Source organism: Candidatus Accumulibacter sp. ACC012, from assembly GCF_907163155.1.
Classification (GTDB): domain Bacteria; phylum Pseudomonadota; class Gammaproteobacteria; order Burkholderiales; family Rhodocyclaceae; genus Accumulibacter; species Accumulibacter delftensis.
In genome coordinates, this window is sequence record NZ_CAJQUC010000003.1 from 412,185 (window position 1) to 434,691 (window position 22,507).

Genomic DNA, 22,507 nt, shown 5'->3' on the forward strand with positions numbered 1-22,507 from the left:
CGGCTGAAGTGGTCCAGGCGGTTCAGTCTGGTGCCTGTCACAACGCCATGTCGATGCCCGGCTTAACCGTCTTCCTCGACCGCTTCCGGGTTCGCCATTGGCCTGATCACGTTACCAGACAAATTCTTCATCACGTCGTCCAGCAGGCTCTTGTTGCCTAGCTTGGAGGGAAGCATCGACGTCTTGACCAGCAGCGCGTCCAGTTCCGTGCCGCAGTAGGTCACGCCCTTCTTGGTTCTCGGCCTCTCTGCCGGCTTCATCGGCACCAGCAGGATGAGAAAATCTCCACGAGCTTTCGCTTGATCAACCTGCCGCCGGTGTTCCGTCCATGCCGCGGCCGGGGCATCGCTCGCCGGCTCACTCAGCATGCAGACCGGTGGCCTGGGCTTCGGCAGCAGCACGTCTTCCAGTTTCTTCAGACGACGTTCCAGAACCATGCTCATCGTCTCCCGCCTTTGCCCAACAGAATCATGCGGCAAGGGCGGCGGACAGTGCCGGCCAGCGCTTCGACCTTCGACCGTTCCATGAAGGCGGCTTCGGCTTCGCCGGCGCGTCGGTCGACAACGGTGTTGCCGATGACGACGCGGACAACTTCATTGCCGATGACGCGACGGATGATGAAGTTGATCTGGTTCGCGTCCGGACGTGACGCCTCCAGCTTGGCCGTGCGACGTTCAAGTACGCTCATTCCAGTTACCTCTTCGGGTAGGAAAATCACGCGCCAGTGTCGGCGGTCTGTAGCGCCTCGTGCTGGTCAAAAATCGAGTCCCATTTCACGGACACCGCGCTATCGCCTTGCCACTTTCGATGGTGCGCGGATATTGGCACTCCAGCCTGATGGTCGGTCGCAGCGCTTCGCGTGGCCAGCCAGTCACGGAATGCAGTCAGTGTGCCGAAATCGGCCAGCATGGCGGCGCGGCTCGTTCCCATCTTTTCGAGCGCGTTGTCCACTTCTCTCCCCACGTCGTTGCGGTCCCTGTTCCCTTCCAGTTTGTTCAGCCGGCGTTGGATTGTGCTCATTGGTTTGCCTCCAGGGCGATGATGCGCGCTTCGATCTCGTTGACGTCTTCATCGACTTTCAAAGCGCCACCGCCAGTAATCAAGCGAAGGCGTGAAGTCACCTGCATGGTGCCAGGCTCAATTAGCTGGATGATGATGTCGATCTTTTCGCCCGCCTCGATCGGGCCTTCCAGCTTGCTGACCCGTTTTTGCAATGCGCTCATTTCTTCCCCTCCAGCGCGGTGATGCGTTGCTCAAGCTCCAGCGTCTCCACCGCCTTGCGTCGCGCTTCGACGATGCCGGCCAGAGTCGCGGCCTCGCCGGGCAGAAGGTCGCCGGCCGCCACCGCTTGCAGGATGGCAGCCTGAGCCTGAGCGACGCCCTCGGCCGATCCGGTATCCGGCAAGGCGAGGAAGATCGGGCGCTCCTTGGCCACTGGAACCAAGCGCTCGATCACCAGCCGTGCGGCGCTTATGTCACCTTCCTTCGCCATGTCCACCACCTTGCGGGCGATGGCGTCGGCGCCTTCCTCCATCGCGGCCAGGGCGACCAGGGTAACCCGGTTGCGGCTTCCCCTGGGTCGGCCCTTCGGGTTGCCGGACTGGCCAGGCTTCCAACCGGGGCGCAGGTGTTCGCCTTTCGTCATTTCGCTCATGCTCTGTTCCTCGACGGTGTATCTTCAGTGCTGCCTCGTTCTGTGACACTCACGAAACCATAGCGCCGTCCGATTTCTGCCCAAGCGCGCTGCGCAGAAGGCCGGGCTGGTTCCGATGCTTCGATCCGCCCCAGAACCGCAAGCAGCACCCGCAGTGGTGCGTTCTGCTCATCGCCGATGGCATTGATGGCCGCCCGCTTGTCGCGCGCCCGCTGGGCGCGCTTGCGCTCGGCAGCAGTCATTGGCCCCTCGCTCTTGGGCGGCCTTCCTCGTTTCGCAACTGTCACGATTTCGCCGCTCATCGTGCTCGTTTCTGTTTTACGTGATGGTCACAATAATACCAGGCGAAGCCCCATTTAGCACGCGGTTCCTCACTGAAGGCCTGTTGTCGTTGCCGATGTGGCACTGGCCCCAAGAAGCCTCGGTAAGAGAGTAGCTCAGAATTTAGCGTGACATTTGAGGGCGATGGCCAGTGCGCAATTACACTGTACGGCGTCCTGAAGCGGTAGGCGCCGTGAGACAGTCCGGAACTGCAACAAGAAGTCCAGCCGAGCGCTGGAGCGGGAACTGACACGCTAGACGGAGTGAGTCGAAGCTCAGCGAGAAGCAGCGTCGTGGTCGCCCAACGCAAGTGCGACGTACTCGTCGCGGACGGCATCAATGTCGTTCGCGTGACACCGGATACCTGACAGAGCCGCTGCGGCAAGCCGCGACTCGCCGAAGAGAACACCGCCAATTTCACCACTCGACCGCCCGAGGCACACGCCATCGGCGGTCTTTTTTCGTTCAGTTATTCATCATTCCAGAACCAACCAGTAGTGGAGTCGCCGGGATTGGCGGCCGGGCCATTGTGGTCCAGTACCTCCGCTGTAGTCTGCCGGGCTCGGAGATCGTGCGCTGAGTCTTCAACCTTATCGAGAACAACTGCAACGTCAGAATCGATGAGGTCGCACAAGAAGTGAAGGCGGTGTTGTGATGGGGCTCGGGCGCCGCGCATCTCCCTTGAACGTCACTGACGGAAGATATCCACCTTGGTCTCCAGGCACCGTCGCAAACTCAAGTCATTCGCGCCCACCTCGAACCAGCTGCAGGGCTTCTGGTAGAAATCCAGTCCCCGACCGATCTTGATGACCCAGCCGGTGTCGAGCCTGATTTCTCGGTCGTGCATGTTCGGGTTCAGCTTCACTTCCAGTTCGACATCCAGTTCCAGCAGGCTCTGCTTCAACTCCTCCAGCTTTTCCGCAATTTCGGCGAGTTGCGTCTTGTCGTCGTAGCCGGTGATCAGCCGGATCTTCTTGACGCTACCTACCTTCAGCAGCGTCTCGCAGAAACGGACGAAATTCTGGATCTGATGCTGCATTCGGATGTACGGGTCTTCGACGATTACCGCCTTCGCGCCTTTCAGATAGGGTGCCATGATCGACTCGTAGCTGTAACCGGTGTCTCCGTAGAGGATCGTGAAGTGCTGCTCCCTGAGTTCGGGAGGCGCGGGCGCCTCCGTGATGGCGGGCTGATCTTCTGTAGAGGCTTCCACCACCTTCACTTGGGCCGGCGCCGCAGTTGCCGTCGCGGCACTCTCTTTAGCCTCGCCCTCCATCTGACGCAAGCGGCGCCGTGGCGGCTGCTGCGTTGCCACGGCGTCCTTCGACTCCGGACAGAACACCACCACCTCCTCGCCGCCAACCTTGAAGTAGGAGAGGTCGATGCGTGCAAACTCGTCATCGGGTTTGCGCTTGTTCATCTGCTCCTTGACCCGGCGACGACATTCGGTGGCGTAGGCCACGTACTCTTCGAACTCTGCCTCGGTCGGCGTGCCACCGGGGTGGAGGATCTTCAGGAAGGCGCAGACGGTCTTCTTGATCCCTTTTTCATCACGCCCCTCGATCGACTTGCCGAGACGGATGCGCTTGCTGACTTCTTCATACCGGTTGTTGTGCTTGAACTGGTAATGGAAAGCCTCGGCCAGGTAGTCGGTGATAAAGCCATAGTGGCTGGTCAGGAACTCGCTGCTGTTCTTCGGCATTTCCCAGCCCGGGATGTAGGCGGCGAAGCGGTCCATCACCGCCAGGTCGAGTTCCTGTGGTAGGGGCTGGAACAGGTCGTATTCGGTCGAGTTGACGACCTGGCTGATCGACAGGTCGATGTTGCCGACAAAACTCAGGCTGGCGTCGGCAATCACCTCCGCACCTCGCGAAAATCGACCGTTGGCCATGAAGTCCTTCATGATCTGGATGGTGTCCGGATCACGGACCTTGATCCCCCCAACTTCGTCGAAGGCAACGGTATCCCAGTAGCCGACCAGGCCCACTTTGCGGCGCGCGTTGTTGTAGAACAGGGTCGCCTTGGTCGCCTGGCCGCCGGAGATCAGCGTTGCGTAGGGCGAGAACTCGCTGAAGAAGTACGACTTGCCCGTGCCGCGCGGGCCGAGTTCGATGTAGTTATAGTTGGGCTCGACCAGAGCCGCCAGACGCGCGATGAAGTGCATCCGGACCCGGTGCGTCAGCTTGCCCGGCTCCAGGCCCACCGACCGCATGATGGCGTCCAGCCACTCGTCACGCGTGAAGGCGGCACGTCCCTCGGTGTAGCGCCCAAAATCGAACCTTGAGAGCTGGATCGGTCGCATGTCTTCGATGTAGAACGCGTAATCGTCCTCTTCGATGTCGTTATGCGCCACCGTCACTTCGGCCCAGATACCGCCCTCCAGCAGGCGATCGTTGTCGCGGTAGAACTTCTCGCCGATCGCGATACGCTGCGAGTTGAAGTTTTCCAGTGAGGCCCAGTGGCGCTTTTCCTTCTCGACATAGCGAACGTGCACCTTGTCGATGAAGCGGTGCTTGCCTTTGGTCGCCACCCTGGATTGGGCCGCGTTGGCTTCGTCCGGGCGCACGTAGTTGTCCTGGAGCGTCGCCAGCACGGCTTCCATGCCCGCGTCCATTTCCGCTTGGTCGTCACTGGCGCAGAAGCGCGCCAGGAGAAACTCCAGGACGAAGGTGGGAACGTTGGTACCCTTTTTGATCCGATGCAGGAGGTCCTTGCGCAGCACTTTGCCATCGAAGCTTGCATTCAGCTTCTTATCGAGTTCGTCCATCGCGCTCATACCGTGTAGTCCGTTTCCAGGTTAAGCGCGCAGAAGCTTGCCAAGGTGGTCGGGTTCAGCGCCTTAACGGTGAACTTGCCCTCGAATTCCGGGTCCATGCGCAATGCTAGTTGCTTCAGCTGACCCGGCATCAAGGTCACGAGGCGCGTTGCGGGGTCCACATCCCCACCGGGCCGCGGTTCGCCTACCACGTTGCCCTTCTTGTCCTGGGCCTCCACGAGAATTTCCACACTCACTTCTCGTGAAAAGAGGTCATTGTCGAGCAGAGTGACCTCAACCACAGGAACCCTGGTCGTGATGCGCTTGGCCCCACTCTTGTACGATAGCTCGACCACCACCTTGCGCAATGCAGGTTCTGTCGCCGCGCCAAGCCGACACACCAGTATTGGCACGACAGCCTCGGCCAGCGAGGCGCCGCCATGAAAATACAAATGCCCGGCGCGATACGGAGCCATGCTGCGCGGTATCGCTGCCTGCGCGAAGTCGCCTCGAATGCCAACCCTATCAGCGCCAACCACCAGGCTGTGGCCATCGGTCGTACCGTTGCCCAGCATCATTCGGTCATGTGCAGTGATCGGCCAACTACCCTGCGGTTTGGTGCAGACATCACCGGCTTCGGCCTGGGCATTGAGGAAGAATCCGTGGTCAGTCACGATCACAGCCTCCTTGAAACCCATGCCACGCAACTTGTGCAGCGCCACCCGAATGAGCTTGAGCGTGCCGGGGATCAAGCCCAGTGTCGTCTCTGGATTGCTTTCCAGTTGGCTGTCGATCTCGGTTGAGCGCAACACCAACAGATCCACCGTTTCAGGAATCCTGGGTTTGCCGCGCACGAAGTCGTTCAACGGCATCTCTTCAAAGCGGTCGCCGAGACGTTTGCGCATCACCTCCATACGCTGGGCAACGTTGCCGACCGAAGCGCCGGCCATCTTCGGCATGATCGCGCCATTTTCGAGCGCCAAGCTCAAGCTGCCCCGCGCACCAGGGAGTAGACTCGCCATGCCGACTAGGGTGATGGTGGGAAGCTGTGCGTAGGCAGCCTGAAGTTCAACTGGCCCATCTTCGGACAACAACTTTTCCAGTGCCACGCCCAACTCATAGCGCAGGGCATCCACCATCAAGTAAGCCACCTTGCGACCGCTTTCCTTCAACCGGTCTGTCACCAAGCGATCAAATGCATCGGCGTTGGCCATGCGACCCGTTGGCGGCCATCCGGCAGTCTCGACGTATTTCACAAATACGCCCTGTACCTTCTCCGCCAGACGGCGATATCGGTCGCGGGCCTGGTGAATGATTTCGTTCATCAGGCCGTGCGGATCAAGAAAATCGCCTACCGCCTGTTCAAACTCACGCTGTAGTCGATCGGCCTCACGCAAGCTACCCAGATAAAAGTCCAGAAGATCGGCTTGCGAACGCGAATGCTCGGGTAGTTGGCGCTCGAAGTCTTCGCAGGATTCCACCAGACTCAGACCGGCACGGACCAATTCCCACTGCGCCTGGCTTTCGCCCATACCGAGCCACACAGAATTCTTGCGCCGAGACAGAATGGAACGAACAACATCTGTATCCCCGATAGAAATCCCCTTGATGGCTGTACGCAGGAAGGTACGTTCCTCAAATGGGAAGGTGTCACGCTCGCCCAAGTCGTCAATGTCACCACACAGCTGGGCCAGATTGAGTTCCGTCTCGACGATCTCCGCGCGCTCGATGTAGCTGGAACGAGTCTTCGGATCACTGCGCAAGCGGTCACAAACGTCCTCGACGATCGGCCTGGCTTCCATCGGCGCGTGCGGCACACCCTTGAGGGTTTCCGGCAACGCTACTGGCAAGTCGAAGACAAATTCGCTGAACAGCACGTAACGCCACAGCTCGTCGGCCAGACTCGTCCACGTCTTGCCCCGGGTCTTGACCGTCATGGCCAGTGTTGCCCGGAGGAAGTCACGGGCTTCTTGTACCCACCCTTCTTGCGCTTTCAGCGCCTCGGTCTGGTGTGCGTTGGGTGCTAGTAGTGCTGCCAAAATCTCACGGCCCGATACGGCATCCAGCGTGGCGCGCAATTGCGGCCAACTGACGCCACCACCGATTGCGTCGATCACCGCAAATACAGGGCCAGACGGAGTCTCGGAAAATACCCGGCGAATATCCGTAGCGTGATCGGGCTTGGCGCGCAAGCACAGGCTCAAGTACTCGTCGCCATCGTCTTGGGGAAATACTGCGCCGCACTCGGCATACAGAGCGAATGGGTCAATCTGCTTTTGCTCGTCGGTCTGTGGCCGCTTGCCGGGCACATAAATCAGCACCGCTTCGGTCGGTGCTTTGGGCTGGCCCACCTCGCGTAGTGCTTGCAAGGCAGCCTCGCGGCTTTCGATGCTGCTTTCGGCCGTATCGACCACGCGCACCTTCTCGGCGCCTAAGTCAAAACACTGCTCGCGATAGCGCTTGTCGGCGTCGTACACCACCAAGCAGCCCCACTGCTTCAAACGTGGTCGCAGCACACTTTCACGAATGAACTCTGCAATGCTCATGCTTCAGCCTCCACCTTGTCTTTGTTGGCATCGGCGAGGTGCGCTGACCACAAGGTTTCCAACGACGGGCTATTGCCTGCCGTGAGCGAGGCCATTGCAGCCACAACCAGCTTCGCCCGATCACGCAAAAAGCCGTTGAAGTCTTCGGCCAGCTTTCGCTTGAGTGACGGCCCGTCGAGGTTGGCGTAATGCGCCTTTGACAATAGATCGAAAGAGATCAAGTGGGATTTCAAGCGCTCGCGAACAACGCCTTCATCGGCCCATTGAACACGCTCCTGTAAGTATTCCAGCGGATCCTTTCGACCAATCATGCGATTGGTCTTACAGGTGATGAGGGCACAGTTCAACGCCAAGTAACTCGGAATCTCCACCTCGGAAAGCAGCGCATCTGGGAAGACGTGGTGGTACTCGCGTTTCTGGATGCTGTCGTAAGTTGCAGTCTTGTGGTCAGCAAAATCAATCGCACCAAGATAGGTGGTTACCGCAAGAATCGCTCGCGCCTCTATGCCTGCCGCTTTCGGCCAACCGGCTGCCATTAACGAATCAACATCCGCCAATGGGAATTCAGAGCGATTTAGTGCCGGCACCGTGGCCACGTCAACTTCTGTGAACCCCGGATTTTTGAGCAGCGCTTTGATTGCCTTGAAGTCGGCAAAGGCACGGGAGGCAGCGGTGTTCTCATAACGGTCAGTAAAGAACGCAGACCAAAGGTAGCGGCGCAACAGCTTCTCTGCCTTGGCCAGAAAATCCCCGTTATCCGGGATCAACTCATACGCGGCGGCAATGACGGCCAAGACAGCGTTCGTCGGCAATCGGGTTTCGTCGAAAACTCGCTGCCCCTCAAGGAATGAGGCCATGCGCTCCAGACCACGTTCCAGCTTCGGCCAGTTGGTAAGCAACTGCTTCTTGTCCATCTCGATCATGCCGCGCGTGTTGGGTAACTTCTCTTGAAGCAGGGCGGAGGTGGACAGAATGAGGTCGGACACGTTGCCAAACCGACTGGCAGCCGGGCATTTGTCGGTCAGGCTGGCTTCAAGCGCATGAAGTGACTTCTCGGCGACGTTTTCCACCTCGGCAACGATAATGTCGTAAAGCGACAGCGGCTTGCTGTTGGTGTTCATGTTGATGAACACTTGCAGCGCCACATCCTTGCTGGTTTCGGCGGGCAGAGAGAGATAAGGCAAGTTGAAAAACTTCACTCGCTCACGAAGGATGGTGACTTCCTTTTTGATCCTCTCCTTGGTTTCGTTAAACGCTTCGAGCTTGGCAAATGCATCCGGGTCTGTCGACAACGGCTTCAATGGTTTGGTGGCTTCGTTCACCCAGTCATCGACTTCATGCGAAATATCCTCCGGTCTCAGCAAAGAGACCGGAAGCAGGCCGCGCTCCAGACACTTGGCAGGCCCCTCAACCCAAAGCGGCATACGCAGTTGATTTTTGTTGACCCAGCGCGGAATGCAACGAATTTCCGCATCAGTCCCAGACTTGGTTTCTCCTCGATCAAGCTGCGGCAGATAGACGAAGAACGTTTCCCATTCGTAGTTGTTGTGCACCGAGCGCCAGAATGCTGTCAAGCGCTGCTGACCGTCCAGCAAATGCTGTGTCACAGGACCTGTCGATTTTGGCTCAGACGTGGCGATGTAACGAGACTCGAATTTCTCAGCGCCAGCGACCTCAAGGGCAAGTGTTACGCCAACGGGCAGGTTGTTAATGATGGTGTTGAGAAAGCTGGCGATGCGGCCACGATCCCATGCCTCAAAACGTTGGAAGCGCGGAAGCTTGATTCTTCCCTGCTGGATGTCCTGAAACCAAACACCCAAGGTGCGATCCTGGGCCTTGCTCGATTGATTCATGATGCTCATTTATTTTCTCCCCACGCCCATCTATTCTTGTTGGCCGGTGACGGTGGTTGATTGACTGCTATAAATGCACGATCTCTAGATCGCCCCAACGAGACTTCAGGTATTCCGCGACCAAGCGCCGGTGGCAATGCTCTGGCGTCGGCTCGCTACAGAGTAGGCAGCCCCCGTTGATGGTGTCCTTCGAGACCTTGTCCTCGACACGCCGCTTTTCCATCAGCACAAGAAACTTGCGCTCATAGGTCGCCCAGTCACCGCCGTTTTTCTTGTAGTCATCCAAGATGTCCTGGGATGGCGCAAGCTCGGGCATATGCAGGTAGTCGATATTTCTGATCTGACGCAGGAAGAAGCGAAGATCGTCTTTCTTGGTAAAGCCAGCCAATTGCGAAATGTTGTTCAAGCGAGCATCGACCAGTCGCACCAGGCCCGGCTGCTTCAAGCGACCAAAAAACTGTTCGGCATTCTTCTTCGTAAAGCCAATTGTAAATACCTTCATTGTTTGGGCCCTTCGCTGGTTTCTTCCCTGAGCATCGCGTCATCCTGATAGGCGATCCTCTCCCCATGAATCAGGTACGCATCGGCGACAACTTCGTCTCTGGATCGAAACATATCGGTCTCAGACATCTTGTGAAGCTGCAGCATGCGTGACTCCATCGCCGGATGCTCCTCAAGGTGGCCGTCAGCATGGATGTGCTGCACCGGTGTTCCCGCCTCGTACATTCTCCGCGCCACGAGTACGGCGCGGTGACATTCCAGCGGGTCTTTCTCAGCGCACATCAATGCGATCTGGAATTTCTGCATCCCCTGGCGCAGGCGTTCCAGGCCTTGTGCAAACAATTGCTCCTTGGCCAGCAATTCATATTGAACCTTGCCCTGTCGGTAGCACGCCGGGTTTCCACTTCGCGCGCCGAGTTCCTTCCCGAGAAACACATAGGTGATGCCGCTCTCTTGAAGAGCATCCTTCAGCGCATTCTTGGAATACTGGGGAAAGCGCCTGCTGTATGGGTGCGAGCGAACATCAACCAATGCTGTCACACCATGCATCTGTAGCAGGCTGACAAAGGCTTCAATGGGGTGGGTCGAATGCCCGATGGAGTACAACACGGTCATGAACTAGCTCTCTGCTGGGTAATGATTGATGCGACTACTTTGTAGGCATATCCATCGGTGTGCAATTCGGCGAGACTGATGCAAGCAAGTACCGATTTCAACTCGTAATCGCCATTGCCCTTGTTGAGGCACTCTTTTTCCAACTCGGGATCAGTTAGGTCCAGTTTGTAATGCTGGCCCGCGTAGTCAAAGCTGGCCCGAACTATTAATTTCATGTTTCCGAAATCAGGCGCCTTGGGGCCGGCATGCAATACGATCCGATCAAGCGGGATGAGTTTCAGCGACCCACCATTGAGATCCAGAAGACCCTCGGGCACGCGATTGTTCTGGTTGTAATAGGCGCTATACCCGTTTGCCCACAAAGGTCCAGGGGCGTCGACCATCGCCTGCAACTGCTTCCACGTTGGCCGACCTTTTAATTCCCAATAGAAGCGATCGTCAATCAGGGCGTTTTCCGTCTGGTGCAGCGTCGGACGAGGTTCGATGCAGGGGATCTCAATGATGTCCAGAAACTGCGCCGTGTGCCCGTCCAGACAGCGACGATCGTCTTCCGATATCGCGTGGCTCTGCTGGGAACTGATGGGGCGAATCCAGGTTCCGACTTTCGAATTGGAATCGATCCGTTTGCCGGCGATGCACCGGCCCAGCGGCTTCCTGGAATTGGCTAGGCAAACAATGCGCTCGATAAACTTTGGTTGAACCTCGGTCATTTTCCCACTCCCTTGGCAGCTCGAGTTTTCTTCGGTTTAGCCTCGGGCTCGACGTACAACGCTTCCATGTCGTGGGCGATAGCCAGTGATTTGTCGGTTTTGCACTTCTCCCGAACGCGGGCTGGCCAGTAGCTCATGGCCAAGTGTGCCCAGTCGTAGTCGCCTTTTTCGAGCTTGGCCCAGGTGTCCTTGAGCACTTTCTGCCACGGCTTGTGGCGGAACAGCGGCCACAATGGCGCGGCGGTGATTTGCACGCCGTCGTCGTGGTTCGGTTGGTAGCCTTGGGCGATCCCCAATAGCGTGTCGCGCAGTTCGATGAGTTCCAGCTCGAATGCTTGGAGGGTCTCGAACTGCTTTTCGTCATCTCGCGAACGAGCGGTGCCTTTGTTGCGAAGTGCGGCTACGTCGCCAACGACCTGCTTCAGCTTTGGTTCGACAAAGTCGTTAATCGCCGTGTAGAGCGTTTGACTAGAGAGGCTGGGGTAATAAAGCCAAAGTGCATAGCGGTTTGAGGATGTAGCAATAGGCCAATAGATCGGTGCCTGGCGACGACTTAGTGAGTATTGCGTAAGGTGGGCATCAAAAAATCCACTATCTCGGCGAAGGTATTCTCTAATGGACTGTGTCCCTAGCGCTTGGTTTATGTGATGTTCTTTTTCTGATGAAAATGAGCCGAAGATATTGTCAAGATAAGATGAAACCATTCGACAGATGTCGTTAGGGTGATCTTCATCCAGCGGAATAATTCCGGGCCACTCACGAGCGATGGACGAACTTGATACCAATTCTTGATGGCGCCCAGCACTATCGAAAAAGCTGGGGATTTTCTCAAATGGCGACAATTCCAGACCTAGGAGCATTTGTCCTGCTTCCGAAATGGGCCATAGAGGCCACCTTCCAAATGCACATCCAACAAGAAACGCTATTAGGTCGTGAGGTCTATCTGGTTCCAATTCTTTTAGATCGTCATAACCCGTAGCCAGCCAAGCTAAGTAATCCGGGCCTCTGAATCCATATATTTTTTCAAGTGCTGAATCCAGCTGCTTTCTCATTTGACGGATTTCGGATACTAGTACGCTCTTGTATTGCCCCCCCAACAATCCCGAAAATGTCCTCTTTGTCTCACATCCGCTATCAAGCTCTCTAAGCTTTCCGATAATTCTCGAAGCAATATTTTCGACTTCTTTGGGAACATCATCCAAATTTGGGGCTGGAGTTTGCGCAACTGCTTTTTCTCTATATGACTTCCGCATTGTGTCGCCACTTGTCGTGGTCAAATTCACCAATGCTCTGAAAGAGCTACTTGATATTATTGCCAATAACCGCAGGTATCGCTCTTCGGTAAACTGCTCGGAGGAGAGCAGCACAATTGGGCCCTTGCAGCCTATTACATTCCCGCTTGGAACGATGCGAGGACTGAATTCAACACGCGATGCTGGATAAACAATTCCAGGCTTCCCGTAATGATCTGAATTTGTGATCTGCTTAGTCCAAGTACCATAAATAGACGCACTGAAGGCTTTGACTTCACCCCCTTCGTTTTTCCAATTTACCGACACGTCAATGTCGCGCCACTGGGGGCCAAAGGAACCGCCCTTTGAATATGGCTTCCAGTAAGTCGCAAGTGGTGACGGTTCCCACCAAAGTCTTACAAACCTAAAATTATCTGAAGACTCCATTCCCTGTTTTACGATTACACCTTGCGATTCTAATGTTGGGAATTCGCTATAAGCAGCAAGCCATTTCTCTGGAATCCAATAGGAGAAGGGAAATCCAGGCAATTGAGAAAATGAGCGAACATCTATCTTGTATGTGGAATCAGTAGGTCTTGCTGCCCTATATGCTTCAATATGATGACCTACAGTCTCTGGAGCGTCAGATTCTTTGATAAAGACTGTCGGGGTTATGCCGTCGGACTTTCGGCTAACGCTGGCCATCGCTTCCACCATAGCTGAATCAAGGACGCCAAGTCCAAGATCAAGACAAACATCTAAGGTGCCATTCTCGATAAAAAGTGCTTTTCTCCAGTTCTCAAGCATTTGCCCGAAGAATATCGTCCGATTTGCTAGGCAACCAACGAGACCATTCTTGTTGAGAACTTGAGTTGCACGCTCCCAAAAAGTGGCAGCAAGATCGTATTTTGAAACCGGATACTTTTCGAAAACGTAGTCTTTGCTGTTTTCAGAAGGTTCGCCAAACGGCGGATTCATTACAACAACATCGAATCGCTCGCGGGTTAGATCAATGAGTCGCAAACCTTCTAGTGCGTCTTGTGCAAAGAGACGCCCTTGATAGTTAGATCTGGCAGCCTGAGTGAACTCAGTTAGCGCCATGCGTAAGCGTGCTTCGGCTTTCTGCCACTGCTCCAAGTCAGCTTCTTTGAATAGGCTGCCATGCTCACCAAAAACCTGCCGAATCAAATTCCGCAGTTCGCGCTCGATCTGTAGCAAGACCCCAAGCTCTGGCAGCCCCTTGAGCAGTTGCAGCGTTTTCTCGAACAACTCTGCGTCCAAGTGGTCAAGATCACCCACAAACTGCTGCCGCAACTCGCGTTCGGCGGGTGGGGCAATGGCTGCCACCACATGGCCGCGACCGATCAGCGGACGATCTTTGGCTTTGACATCCTCTTGATGCCAGGCGCGTTGAGCACGTAGCCACAAAGCCAGTGACGCGATCTGCGCGGCGCGCGGGTCAATGTCCACGCCGTAGATGTTGTGTTCGATGATGAGGCGCGGCACATCGCGCAGGAAGCTTGCATGGTCGGCGTAGGTCTGATTCAGCGGTTTGAAGTGGGCGGATGGCTGCGTCGAGATGTCCAGTGATCCGGGGCCGTGTTCCTGCTCCCAATCCCATGCCTCACGATAGATCTCCAAAAACAGGTCGAAGGCATAGAGGCCGAAATGCATCGAACCGCAAGCTGGGTCGAGCAGCTTCAGTGTTCGCGGATCACGCAGACGGCTCGCCGCAACAGGCTGTTCGTCCGGTTTCATCAGGAGACAGTGGCACCGTCCCGCCAGCGCCGACTTTCCGCCGGTGGCGTTGAACCACAGCCGCCCCAGCGTGTTGTCGACCAGGAACTCCACGACATAGCGCGGCGTGAAGAACTGATTGCGCACGGCCAGCTCGCGACTGTTGCGCGGCGCCTGTGACGCATCGCGCATCGCTTTGCGCTCTTCCTTGGAGTTGAAGTATTGGTAGATCCAGCCAATGGTTTCGTCTTCTGCCCACAGAGGCTCGATCTCGGCATCGTTGATCAGCGCCAGCAATTGCAATAGTGACGATTCACGAGGAAACAACCGGCCCTGCGGCGAATAGCGATCGAAAAGTCCCGGCAGGTCCTGGGCGAGTTCGTCAAAGACGCTGAACAAGTAGACGCGGTAGGCATCGCCGGTTTCCCCGAGACCCGTGCCGGCCAGTCGGGCATAGAGTTGAAAACCCTTGGCCTGGTAGCCATTCCCAACCGACTCGATCAGCAGCCCACGCGCTTCGGCCATGCGCAGTGCAGCCAAGCGGTTGAGCACTGTGAAGGCCTGCTCGCGCACGATGCGCTCAAGGCCCGTTTGGGCGTCGACTTCTTGGCTGGCACAGTAGTGGGCCAGTGTGTCGCGCAAAATCCGCGCGGTTTCACGCTGCGCGTCGTTGAGGTGGCGCAGGTTTTCTAGCGGCGTGATCGTACCGGAGGTTGGGTCCAGTCCGTAGTCGTTCTGGAGTTGCCGCGTGAATTCTTCTTCCTGCACCTGGCGCGCATCGTTGACGAAGCGCTGCAGGCGATTTCTTGTTGATTGATCAAAGGCCATTGTGAGCGTCCAGGAAAATATTCATGGGGCCACCCAGTCGGCGACGAACATCGGCCGCAGCGTTGAAATGGCGCTCGGCAACGCATCGTCGCAGGTCACCCCTAAATAAGTTGCTGCGCGCGTCGTGCCGACATAAAGGTACTTGTCGAAAAGCTGTGGGTGCAGGCTGGCCAGGCGGTCGATGCCAATGAAGAAAACCGCTTCGAACTCCAGCCCCTTGATGTGCTCGACATCAAACACTCGCACATCATTGTCTTGACCCATCACCTGCCCTTTGGGGCAGGCCACTACCTGGGTATTCTCGTCAGCTAGGGCGGCATTTAGCGCGTCGGCGATTGGCTGTACCTCAGCTTCGCTTTCGACAAAGATGGCAATCGACGGCAATTGACCGACGAATCGTTCTATCTCGCGAATGCGTTGCGCCAGCCAATCGACAACCGCAGCCGGGTCCGATGCACCTTCCAGCAGAGCAGGCGCGACGCCGTCGCTGTCTACATACTCTGGCAAGGTTGCGCCCTGGCCTGTGCCCCCTGCGGCCTGGATGAGGGCTTGCGCCAGCTCGTTGAGTTGCCGGCTCTGGCGGTAGGAGACCGTGATTTCCTTGACTTCGATCTCGGGAAATACCCATTTCATCTGGTCGACCGAGCGGCTCCCCCAGGTCGTCAAGCGCTGATTGAAGTCACCGCAAGCAAAGAAGGAGCGAATGCGCGGGTGCGATAAGGCCGCCATGCAGGCAATTTGTACCGGCGAGAAGTCCGTGGCCTCGTCCACCAGAATCTGGTTTTTGTAGAGATCAAACACGGGCCTGAGTGACGACCATACGGGCGCGTCGACATCTCGGACAATATTCGGCTTGCTGAGCAGGTCATTGGCGGCTCTAAGAATACCCAAGAGAATGACATCCAACTCCAGCGGATGCAGGTCTGTGGGGCTGAAGCCCTCTTTGCGATACCACTGACCTTCTTCCTGGCGCAGGCGACGGAAGGCCCGGTAGCGGCGGGGAATGCCATCGACGAAGCGCTTGACGGGATTCACGAAGCGCCGAGCGCTGGCCTGAACCAGAAGGCTGGCACCGACTTCGGCGCGATCCGCCTCGCCGAGGCCGCGATCACCCAACCACTCGATCACTTTACCGTTGCGAGTGTTTTTGCCGATGCTTCGCTTACTGGCTTGTGACCTGGCCTGAGCACGCGCGGCCTGCATATAGGCGGAGGCGGCGGCAGCCCGGCCGGTACGGGGAATATTGGCTTCCTCTTCGTCGCCGTCTTGATCGTCCAGCTCATCCGCTTCCGCGTCGGGTGCTTGCTGCAAGCCATCGATGAACTTCGCCAGCTCGTCAATGAACGTCTTGTTGCGGTTGAGCTGGAGGTTGAGTGCGCCGTGAATTTTCTTGTCAGTGATCTCCTTCATGCCAGCGACGAGGGTCTGAATACCTGCGACTTCAGCAGCGAGTGATGAGAACGTGGCAGAAAGCGAGCCGCTGCCAGCGCGTTGGATAATCGCCAGGAGGCGCTGACCAAGCGTGCTGATATTGGATGCTGAGTTTTCACTCAAACCTTGGGCAGCCTGACGAATCTCATTGATAAACGTTGACCGCTGCCATTCATTGAAGTCAGTAAACCAGGGAATCGGGTTGTCGATTGCGGCGGCGATCAAAATTTCGACTGCGTCCTTCAGTACATAGGAGCCACCACCGGTCGCGGTCCTGAGTACGCCGAAAGTATTTCTCGCCAGTTCTCGACGATAGTCGAACCAAGTGCGGATGCGCAGATCGGATGCTGGCACGCCCTCACGGGCGAATGCTTCCTTGAGATACTGTTTCAGTAGCTCAGTGGGCGTGAACATCAACCAGCTATTGGTGTGTGCCGAGCCGTTGGTGGTGCCAACGCTCTCGACAGTGCGCTGTTCATCCTCGTCCAGAAATGCGGTATCCAGCTTCTGGCCAAGGCGACGAATCAAGGTGGTGGTCTTGCCCGTACCGGGTGGGCCGAGTATCAACAAGCGCTTGTCGAGCGGTAGGCGAAAGATTTCGTCTTGGTATTGGTCAAGAACCGGCTGATCCCTGAGCCCCATCTTGGTGATGACGCTGCGACGCACGCCTTCGATGACGTTGGCTGTTTCGCTTTCTTCGGCGAGCAGTTGCTCAAGCAAGTCCTCGGTGATTTCCGCGCCCGCGACCTTGCTGAGAAACGCGCGCAAGGACTCGACGGTGATCGGCCCAAAGTGATCGCCTTCGACGACGGTGTTGCGCGAGTCCCAGCCCCGATCTGCCTGGCTTGGATGGAGTTGGGCTCGTTCAAGAACCTCAACTATCCTGCCGTTGGGTAGCGAAAATTCGGATCCGATCGGTAGGGACGCCAAACGACCAACTGGCGCACGATAACTGGCGAGATTGGAAACGCCCGAAATAGGCATCGTGCGGCAAATATAGTAGGTGCGTTGTTCGCCATCCTCATCGGCAACTACAACGCGCGCAATTGCGGGCTCATGCGCGAGTATTTGGTAGCTTTCTCTATTCGCCTGGCTGATTTGGTCGAGTTTCTGAATCGCCGAATTAGACGTCATGGTGTTGACGCTTGCGAGCGAGGCAGTGCCCAAAACAGATCCCGCACGAAGCGCGCTCTGTGCCACGGCAGCCACCTTCTCAAATTGACTGAGCGTATCGTCGGCAATCAGATCGATATGTCGCTTGGTGTCTTGTGCTAGATCCATAGTCACCTCCCATCCGATGTCTGTTCTTCGCCGACGACAAACGACACTTCAATTTCTGCATAGTGGCCGATCTGGGCCCTGATCTCGTGAAGCTGCTGGATCAGTGCATCAAGGTCTGCTGCGGTGGTGAGTTTGGCAGGCACGGCGACCGACTTGGAGAGCTTGGCGGAACCCTTTTCCCCCTTCTTGGCGCGTTCTTCTTCGATGCGCTGACGCAGCCGTTCTTGCCCCTGGCGCTGGATGGATCGCTTAAGATCATCGATCGTGCCGTTGATGTCGTAGTCGCGTGCCAGGAGCCTTTTCAGCCCAGCCAAATCTTGCGTTGTGGTCAGTGCCAAACCATCCAACTGGCTCACTGCGTTGCCGCGTTCTTCTTGGGTGAGTTCTTCCCACTCGGGAATGCGCTGCATGTCTTCAACGCCTTCTCTCAACCGCAGCTTTTGCTGTTCTGACAGCGTGATGACCGCATCGCGGACGCGACCTTTGAGGTGCGTGAGCTGCGAGTTGAAGTCAGCGGTGTGCTTGTAGAAGTCTTCCTTGCCCAGGCGCTCCGAGAGCTGAGTCAGGTTTTCCGCGACTTCGTGGCGAAGATTGCCCGGTATGCCAGTGTCCGGCAGGGCCCGGATGTCGCGACGGTGTGCTTGTAGCTCGCGCAGCGTGGCGTCGAGGCCGTTGTCGAGCACCCGCTTTACTTCGAGCGCCCATTTGAGGTTGTCGTAGATGGACGATGTCTCCGCACCCAAGCGTTGCGGCGCGTCCGACGCATCGATGAACAGCACGTCGGCAATATCCTGGTTCAAGGTGCGGACGCGATCACTGCCTGCCAACCCGAGGCCACTGAGCTTTTCCGCCAACGAGCCATAGTCATGCTGGAAGCGCGGGAAATTTTTCGCAGCGGCCTTGCTGATCTCTTGCTCCAGCGGGATGACCATGTCGCCCACCAACTCGGTCAGCCGTTCGGCGGCGCGTCCCAGAGTCTCGATGGACGGGCGCTCGTCGCGCAGGGCAACACCGATCTGCTTGAAGGAGTTGTTGGTCTTCAGCGCATCAATGGCCTGTTGGCCAGCGGCGGTGACTGCGCGGCCTGAAACCTTCAGTTTGATTTCGCCCGCCATCAGCATGGCAGCGATGATGTAGCGCGTGGTATCCGGCGACCAACCGAACGGGTCGCCGCTGAAGTCATCGAGCAGGCGTTTGCCATCAACGGTACCGCGCTTGTCGATGTAGTCGCGAATGCTGATCATCGCTTTGTGGTCGGTTTTGAACGATGCGCGACCAGCGACCGTCTGCACCAAGCCGAGGGGATCGAGGGCGCTGCCAATGGCCGCTGGGTTGGCAACCTTCAAGAATTTCTCGGCGGTATCCGTCGCTGCGCGAACAGGCGCTTCGACATAGCGATCGAACACCTGATCGGCAACATCGGCGAGCAGCTTTTTTGCAGCTTGCAGCAATTCGGCATCAAGCGCGGATACCGCGGTGGCTTGACCCCGGAAAACAAACGATCCCGACTGCAGGGTCTGCTTGATCTTGCTTTGGAGTTGGGTGGCGAGCTTGGCCGCACGGTCAATTTGTCCGGTGCAGTAATCCTTCACCTCCTGATCCGGCTCGTTGCGGTGAAGCTCGGCAATGCGCTGGCAGCGGTAGATTTCGTTCGCAATGTCGTCGAGTTCGGGGTTTGTCCTGGCGAGCAAGCCAATCACATTGCGCCCGGCGCGGCTGCGGGAGTCGTCCAGCATGCGGTTACGAGCGGTGTCGTAGTCGCTGGCGGCCACCAGTTCGACGATGGTCTGGATGGTGCTCTGATCGCCAGCAAGGCTGGTGATGGTGCTGCCCGCTTGAACCTTTAGGCCAGCGGCAACCGCCATCGTACCGTGGAGACTGACGCGTGGCAGTGGATCGAACGATTCGCGCAGGGCATCGTTGAAAATGCGTTTCACATCCACAGTACGCAGAGCAATGGAACCGCGCTCTTGCTCGATATCCCGCAGCTTTTCACTCAAGAAGACCAGGTTGCCGTCCTTCTCGCCGAGCGGAACATGCACATCGTTCAGCATTTCGTCGACGGCTTTGCGGATCGTCTCGAGCTGCGAGGACGCGGTGACGGACGGGTGCATCAAGCTGGTGACATTTTGCAGCGTCACCGGGAGGTTGCCGAGGATCTGCAGCACCGCGACCGACTTGGCGATGTTTTGATGGAGTTGTGAGTCAGGGAAGCGAATTTGAACCTTGCCGACGGCTTGGTGAATCGAGGTGAAGGCGCGGCTAATGTCCTTTTCCAACTCGTCGTAAAGCGTTACGGTGGTGGCAAGCCAACCCACGGGCTGGTCGGCCATCGCCTTGGAGCCGCCTTCGCCCTTGAGTACGTCCTGGATCACCTTGATTGCAGAGCGCAGGCCAATGCCGCCGGTCGACTTGGCCAGCGCACCAAGTAAATGCAGCAGGATGTCGAAGTGCGCCGGCAGGAATGGATACAGATTGGTGAAGCTCTGACGGCTGAAATCAGCGTCGTAGTACCTGGCGTCTTGCAGCTTGGTGTTGTGGCGTAGCGCCTGGCCCTGGGCATCGAAGAGTTTGCCGAGTTCCGTTTCACCCGCCGGCGATTTTCCGAGCAGACGCCGATAGCAGATTTCTTTGATGTCGCTCGATTCCAGGTCGATCTGGATCGGGAAGCGGTCTTTCAGCTTGTACAGCTTGTCGGAATTGAGTGCCGCGCGTGGGTCGTCTTCGGTGAGGGTCTGCTGGGCCGTGGAAATGATCCAGGCCTTGCCGTCACCCAGGCGCTTAAGGTTCTTGGCGAGCCCATCGAGGTTGAGAATCAAGTTGTCACGCGAGGCGACATACTGGCCGACTTCGTCAATGATAAAGATGATGTTCTGCTTGCCGCTCTTTTCGCGGACGATATCGATCATCTCCTGGACGCGCTGGTCTTCGAACTGGAAGAAGCCATCCGTGCTGGAGGAGAAGGACTTGGCTTCCGGGAACAGCGCCGGATACATCTCGTGGGCGATTTTTGGAATCAGCCCGTCAATGGCCAATGGATTGTTCTGTATGCGAACCCAGGTCGCACCAGGTAGTGCCGAAGCCACCCGCTCATGCAGCTCGGGCGTGCGCCCATCTTCTTCGATCATCCGCTCGAAGGCGGCGACCTTCAGGTTTCTGGAGTACCCAGCCCATTGGAGCACCTTGAAATACAGGACGGTGGAAACGTCTTCCATCGTGGCCCCGGCAAGCATTTCGCTGGCCAGGTCGAGCATGACCACGGCCGCCGGGAAGCGTTGCGCCACGGCACCCAGGAGCGCTTTGGTCTGCGGCTTGTGCAGACGATCCTGCAGATGCTTGATGAAAGGCGTGCCATCGATCGTGCGCTGGTCGTCAAAGGCCAGGCCGAGATACTTGGTAAACGAGCTCTTGCCGGAACCGTAGAAGCCCGATACCCAGACACCGACTTCGCTGGGGTTGCCACCGGGACCACCGGTCTCCATCGCAAGCTGCATCCGGTCGAGGAGCTTGCGGAATTGCTCCTCGATGCTCTCGGTAACCACGTACTCCGAGATCTCAGCCTTCAGGCGGCCTTCCTGAGACGCACCATAGCTGATGACCTTCTCAATGGTCCGGTAGATGTCTTTGTTTGGGTCGAAGAGAGATCGGATGGTCATCGTGTTATCCCCGGGTTCCTTGATTTTGCTTATTGGCTAATTAGCCGCCGACGTGGACGGAGCGATAGTTGCCGTCCTCGGGGTAGAAGCCGAGAAACTTCAAACGTGTCTTCCCGGTACGCACGCCCGGGTATAGGAAAACGGTCGGCACATGAAATTTGCCTTGAAGCTGGCTCTCGATGGCACCGATGCGCAAGAACGGATGCAATGCTTCAAGATCGGTGACCAAAAGCAATGCGTTTTGCCTTCCTTCCAGCGGCGCAAGTTCATCTTCGAGCCGCTTCAACAGGGCGTTGTCGGCTAGCAAAATGTCGGCCAATGCTTTGTTCGTTCTCGCCCAGTCCATCGGTGCGGATTTGTCCTCCAGCACGCAAAGGGTCCAAAGCGGGTCTTCCTTGAGCAGCGACCAGATGTGCTCGGCGATGGAGAAGGTGTGCACATCCCATCCCTCTTGATGAAGTTTGGATGCCCATGCGGGCGTCTGCCGCTTCACCGCAAGGATTTGATCGGGCGAAAAGACGAGGTAGTAAATTGGCTCGAAGCTCGCATGACCGAGCTCTCGCCCATGGCGAATACGCTCGCGCAATTCGTCAAAGTCAGCTTTGAGTGAGGACATCGCAGAGCGCCTCCATGTCTTGTAGTTTCCAGCTAATCCGGATGACGTCCCCGGCCGCCTGTACGATGAGCAGCCCCTTCAACGAAAGCCGCTTGATCTCTTCCAGTACATCTTCACGCGCCAGCCCGAATAGCTGCCAGTCTCCGTGTGTCAGCAGGGCGTTATCGCCAGCACCGGCAAAGTGAAGTTCGTAGGCAAGGTATGCCGCCACGGACGGAGAAACCCGGAAGGGGATGATTTTGCGGCTGGTTTTCTGCCCTCGTTCGAGCATGCCGTAGTCAGCGCAGCAGCCGGTCAGATACGCAGAGACGCGCCGCACCGTAGTTTCCGACCAGCGCTTGACCGTTTTGCCGTCGTCAATCCCTCGCTCAACAAAGGCTCGGGCATCGTCATTGCTGATTTGCGAATATCCGCCTGCGTAACGTGCCCAATAAACGTGTCGGACGAAATCGCCGAGAATCGGATTGGCCCGACTCGTAAATAACAGCATGATCTGAGTCAGGTCAGCCGTGGACATCTGCACCGATAGTCGCTTGAGGTGCGCAACAGGCGCTCCTCCTGAAACGAGATACCGTGGAGCAAAACATTCGACGACGATGTTGCGCAGGCGACGCGCCGTAACGGTAGGGAATCGGCCCGATTCGAGAGCGACCTGGTGCAACTGAACCGCTGACATGCCAGGCGACCACAAGTCGAGCAGGGCCTTGGTCTCATTCACGAGCCCAAGGCCGGCCTGCAACTGTGTCGTGTAAGGCTTGTTTTCCGCCACAG

Annotated in this window: 17 protein-coding genes; all 17 read right to left on the minus strand. The window is 57.1% G+C overall.

Annotated elements, in window-relative coordinates:
• Positions 1 to 62: 62 nt before the first annotated feature.
• The 17 genes from QZ648_RS05290 to QZ648_RS05370 all read right to left on the minus strand — a co-directional run bounded on the left by QZ648_RS05290 (position 63) and on the right by QZ648_RS05370 (position 22,505).
• Complete coding sequence (locus tag QZ648_RS05290) at positions 63 to 443, minus strand: hypothetical protein (protein ID WP_291996322.1); 381 nt, start codon at positions 441 to 443, stop codon at positions 63 to 65.
• Positions 440 to 688, minus strand: a complete 249-nt coding sequence (locus QZ648_RS05295) for a hypothetical protein (RefSeq protein ID WP_291996323.1) — start codon at positions 686 to 688, stop codon at positions 440 to 442. Before QZ648_RS05295 ends, QZ648_RS05290 begins: the two co-directional genes overlap by 4 nt.
• A gap of 26 nt (positions 689 to 714) precedes the next feature.
• The gene (locus QZ648_RS05300; RefSeq protein ID WP_291996324.1) at positions 715 to 1,020 is read right to left on the minus strand and encodes a hypothetical protein; all 306 of its coding nucleotides are present in this window, start codon (positions 1,018 to 1,020) and stop codon (positions 715 to 717) included.
• Positions 1,017 to 1,223, minus strand: coding sequence for a hypothetical protein (locus QZ648_RS05305; protein ID WP_291996325.1), 207 nt, complete (start codon positions 1,221 to 1,223; stop codon positions 1,017 to 1,019). The genes QZ648_RS05300 and QZ648_RS05305 overlap by 4 nt, the downstream gene beginning before the upstream one ends.
• Entirely contained in the window at positions 1,220 to 1,654 is a 435-nt protein-coding gene (locus QZ648_RS05310) for a DUF5681 domain-containing protein (RefSeq protein ID WP_291996326.1), read from the minus strand. The genes QZ648_RS05305 and QZ648_RS05310 overlap by 4 nt, the downstream gene beginning before the upstream one ends.
• Positions 1,651 to 1,896, minus strand: coding sequence for a hypothetical protein (locus QZ648_RS05315; protein WP_291996327.1), 246 nt, complete (start codon positions 1,894 to 1,896; stop codon positions 1,651 to 1,653). Before QZ648_RS05315 ends, QZ648_RS05310 begins: the two co-directional genes overlap by 4 nt.
• A gap of 767 nt (positions 1,897 to 2,663) precedes the next feature.
• Entirely contained in the window at positions 2,664 to 4,742 is a 2,079-nt protein-coding gene (brxL, locus tag QZ648_RS05320) for a BREX system Lon protease-like protein BrxL (RefSeq protein ID WP_291996328.1), read from the minus strand.
• A gap of 5 nt (positions 4,743 to 4,747) precedes the next feature.
• A complete protein-coding gene (locus QZ648_RS05325) occupies positions 4,748 to 7,276 on the minus strand; it encodes a PglZ domain-containing protein (protein ID WP_291996329.1) in 2,529 nt (842 codons plus the stop codon).
• Positions 7,273 to 9,138 (minus strand): DUF262 domain-containing protein, encoded by a 1,866-nt coding sequence (locus tag QZ648_RS05330; RefSeq protein WP_291996330.1) that lies wholly within the window; start codon positions 9,136 to 9,138, stop codon positions 7,273 to 7,275. The genes QZ648_RS05325 and QZ648_RS05330 overlap by 4 nt, the downstream gene beginning before the upstream one ends.
• 58 nt (positions 9,139 to 9,196) lie before the next feature.
• Positions 9,197 to 9,631, minus strand: a complete 435-nt coding sequence (locus QZ648_RS05335) for a DUF488 domain-containing protein (protein WP_291996331.1) — start codon at positions 9,629 to 9,631, stop codon at positions 9,197 to 9,199.
• Positions 9,628 to 10,245: a DUF488 domain-containing protein gene (locus tag QZ648_RS05340; protein ID WP_291996332.1), complete on the minus strand. Its 618-nt coding sequence runs from the start codon at positions 10,243 to 10,245 to the stop codon at positions 9,628 to 9,630. The genes QZ648_RS05335 and QZ648_RS05340 overlap by 4 nt, the downstream gene beginning before the upstream one ends.
• The gene (locus tag QZ648_RS05345) at positions 10,242 to 10,955 is read right to left on the minus strand and encodes a hypothetical protein (protein ID WP_291996333.1); all 714 of its coding nucleotides are present in this window, start codon (positions 10,953 to 10,955) and stop codon (positions 10,242 to 10,244) included. The genes QZ648_RS05340 and QZ648_RS05345 overlap by 4 nt, the downstream gene beginning before the upstream one ends.
• Positions 10,952 to 14,752, minus strand: coding sequence for a BREX-1 system adenine-specific DNA-methyltransferase PglX (gene pglX / locus QZ648_RS05350; RefSeq protein ID WP_291996334.1), 3,801 nt, complete (start codon positions 14,750 to 14,752; stop codon positions 10,952 to 10,954). Before pglX ends, QZ648_RS05345 begins: the two co-directional genes overlap by 4 nt.
• 21 nt (positions 14,753 to 14,773) lie before the next feature.
• Complete coding sequence (locus QZ648_RS05355; protein ID WP_291996335.1) at positions 14,774 to 17,464, minus strand: ATP-binding domain-containing protein; 2,691 nt, start codon at positions 17,462 to 17,464, stop codon at positions 14,774 to 14,776.
• Between the two features lie 2 nt (positions 17,465 to 17,466).
• Positions 17,467 to 21,120 carry a BREX system P-loop protein BrxC gene (gene brxC, locus QZ648_RS05360; protein WP_291996336.1) on the minus strand — a complete coding sequence of 1,218 codons (3,654 nt, stop codon included), beginning with the start codon at positions 21,118 to 21,120 and terminating at the stop codon, positions 17,467 to 17,469.
• A 40-nt stretch (positions 21,121 to 21,160) separates the two neighbouring features.
• On the minus strand, positions 21,161 to 21,736 hold the full coding sequence (locus QZ648_RS05365; protein WP_291996337.1) for a BREX protein BrxB domain-containing protein: 576 nt from the start codon (positions 21,734 to 21,736) through the stop codon (positions 21,161 to 21,163).
• Positions 21,717 to 22,505 carry a DUF1819 family protein gene (locus tag QZ648_RS05370; RefSeq protein ID WP_291996338.1) on the minus strand — a complete coding sequence of 263 codons (789 nt, stop codon included), beginning with the start codon at positions 22,503 to 22,505 and terminating at the stop codon, positions 21,717 to 21,719. Before QZ648_RS05370 ends, QZ648_RS05365 begins: the two co-directional genes overlap by 20 nt.
• Positions 22,506 to 22,507: the final 2 nt, after the last annotated feature.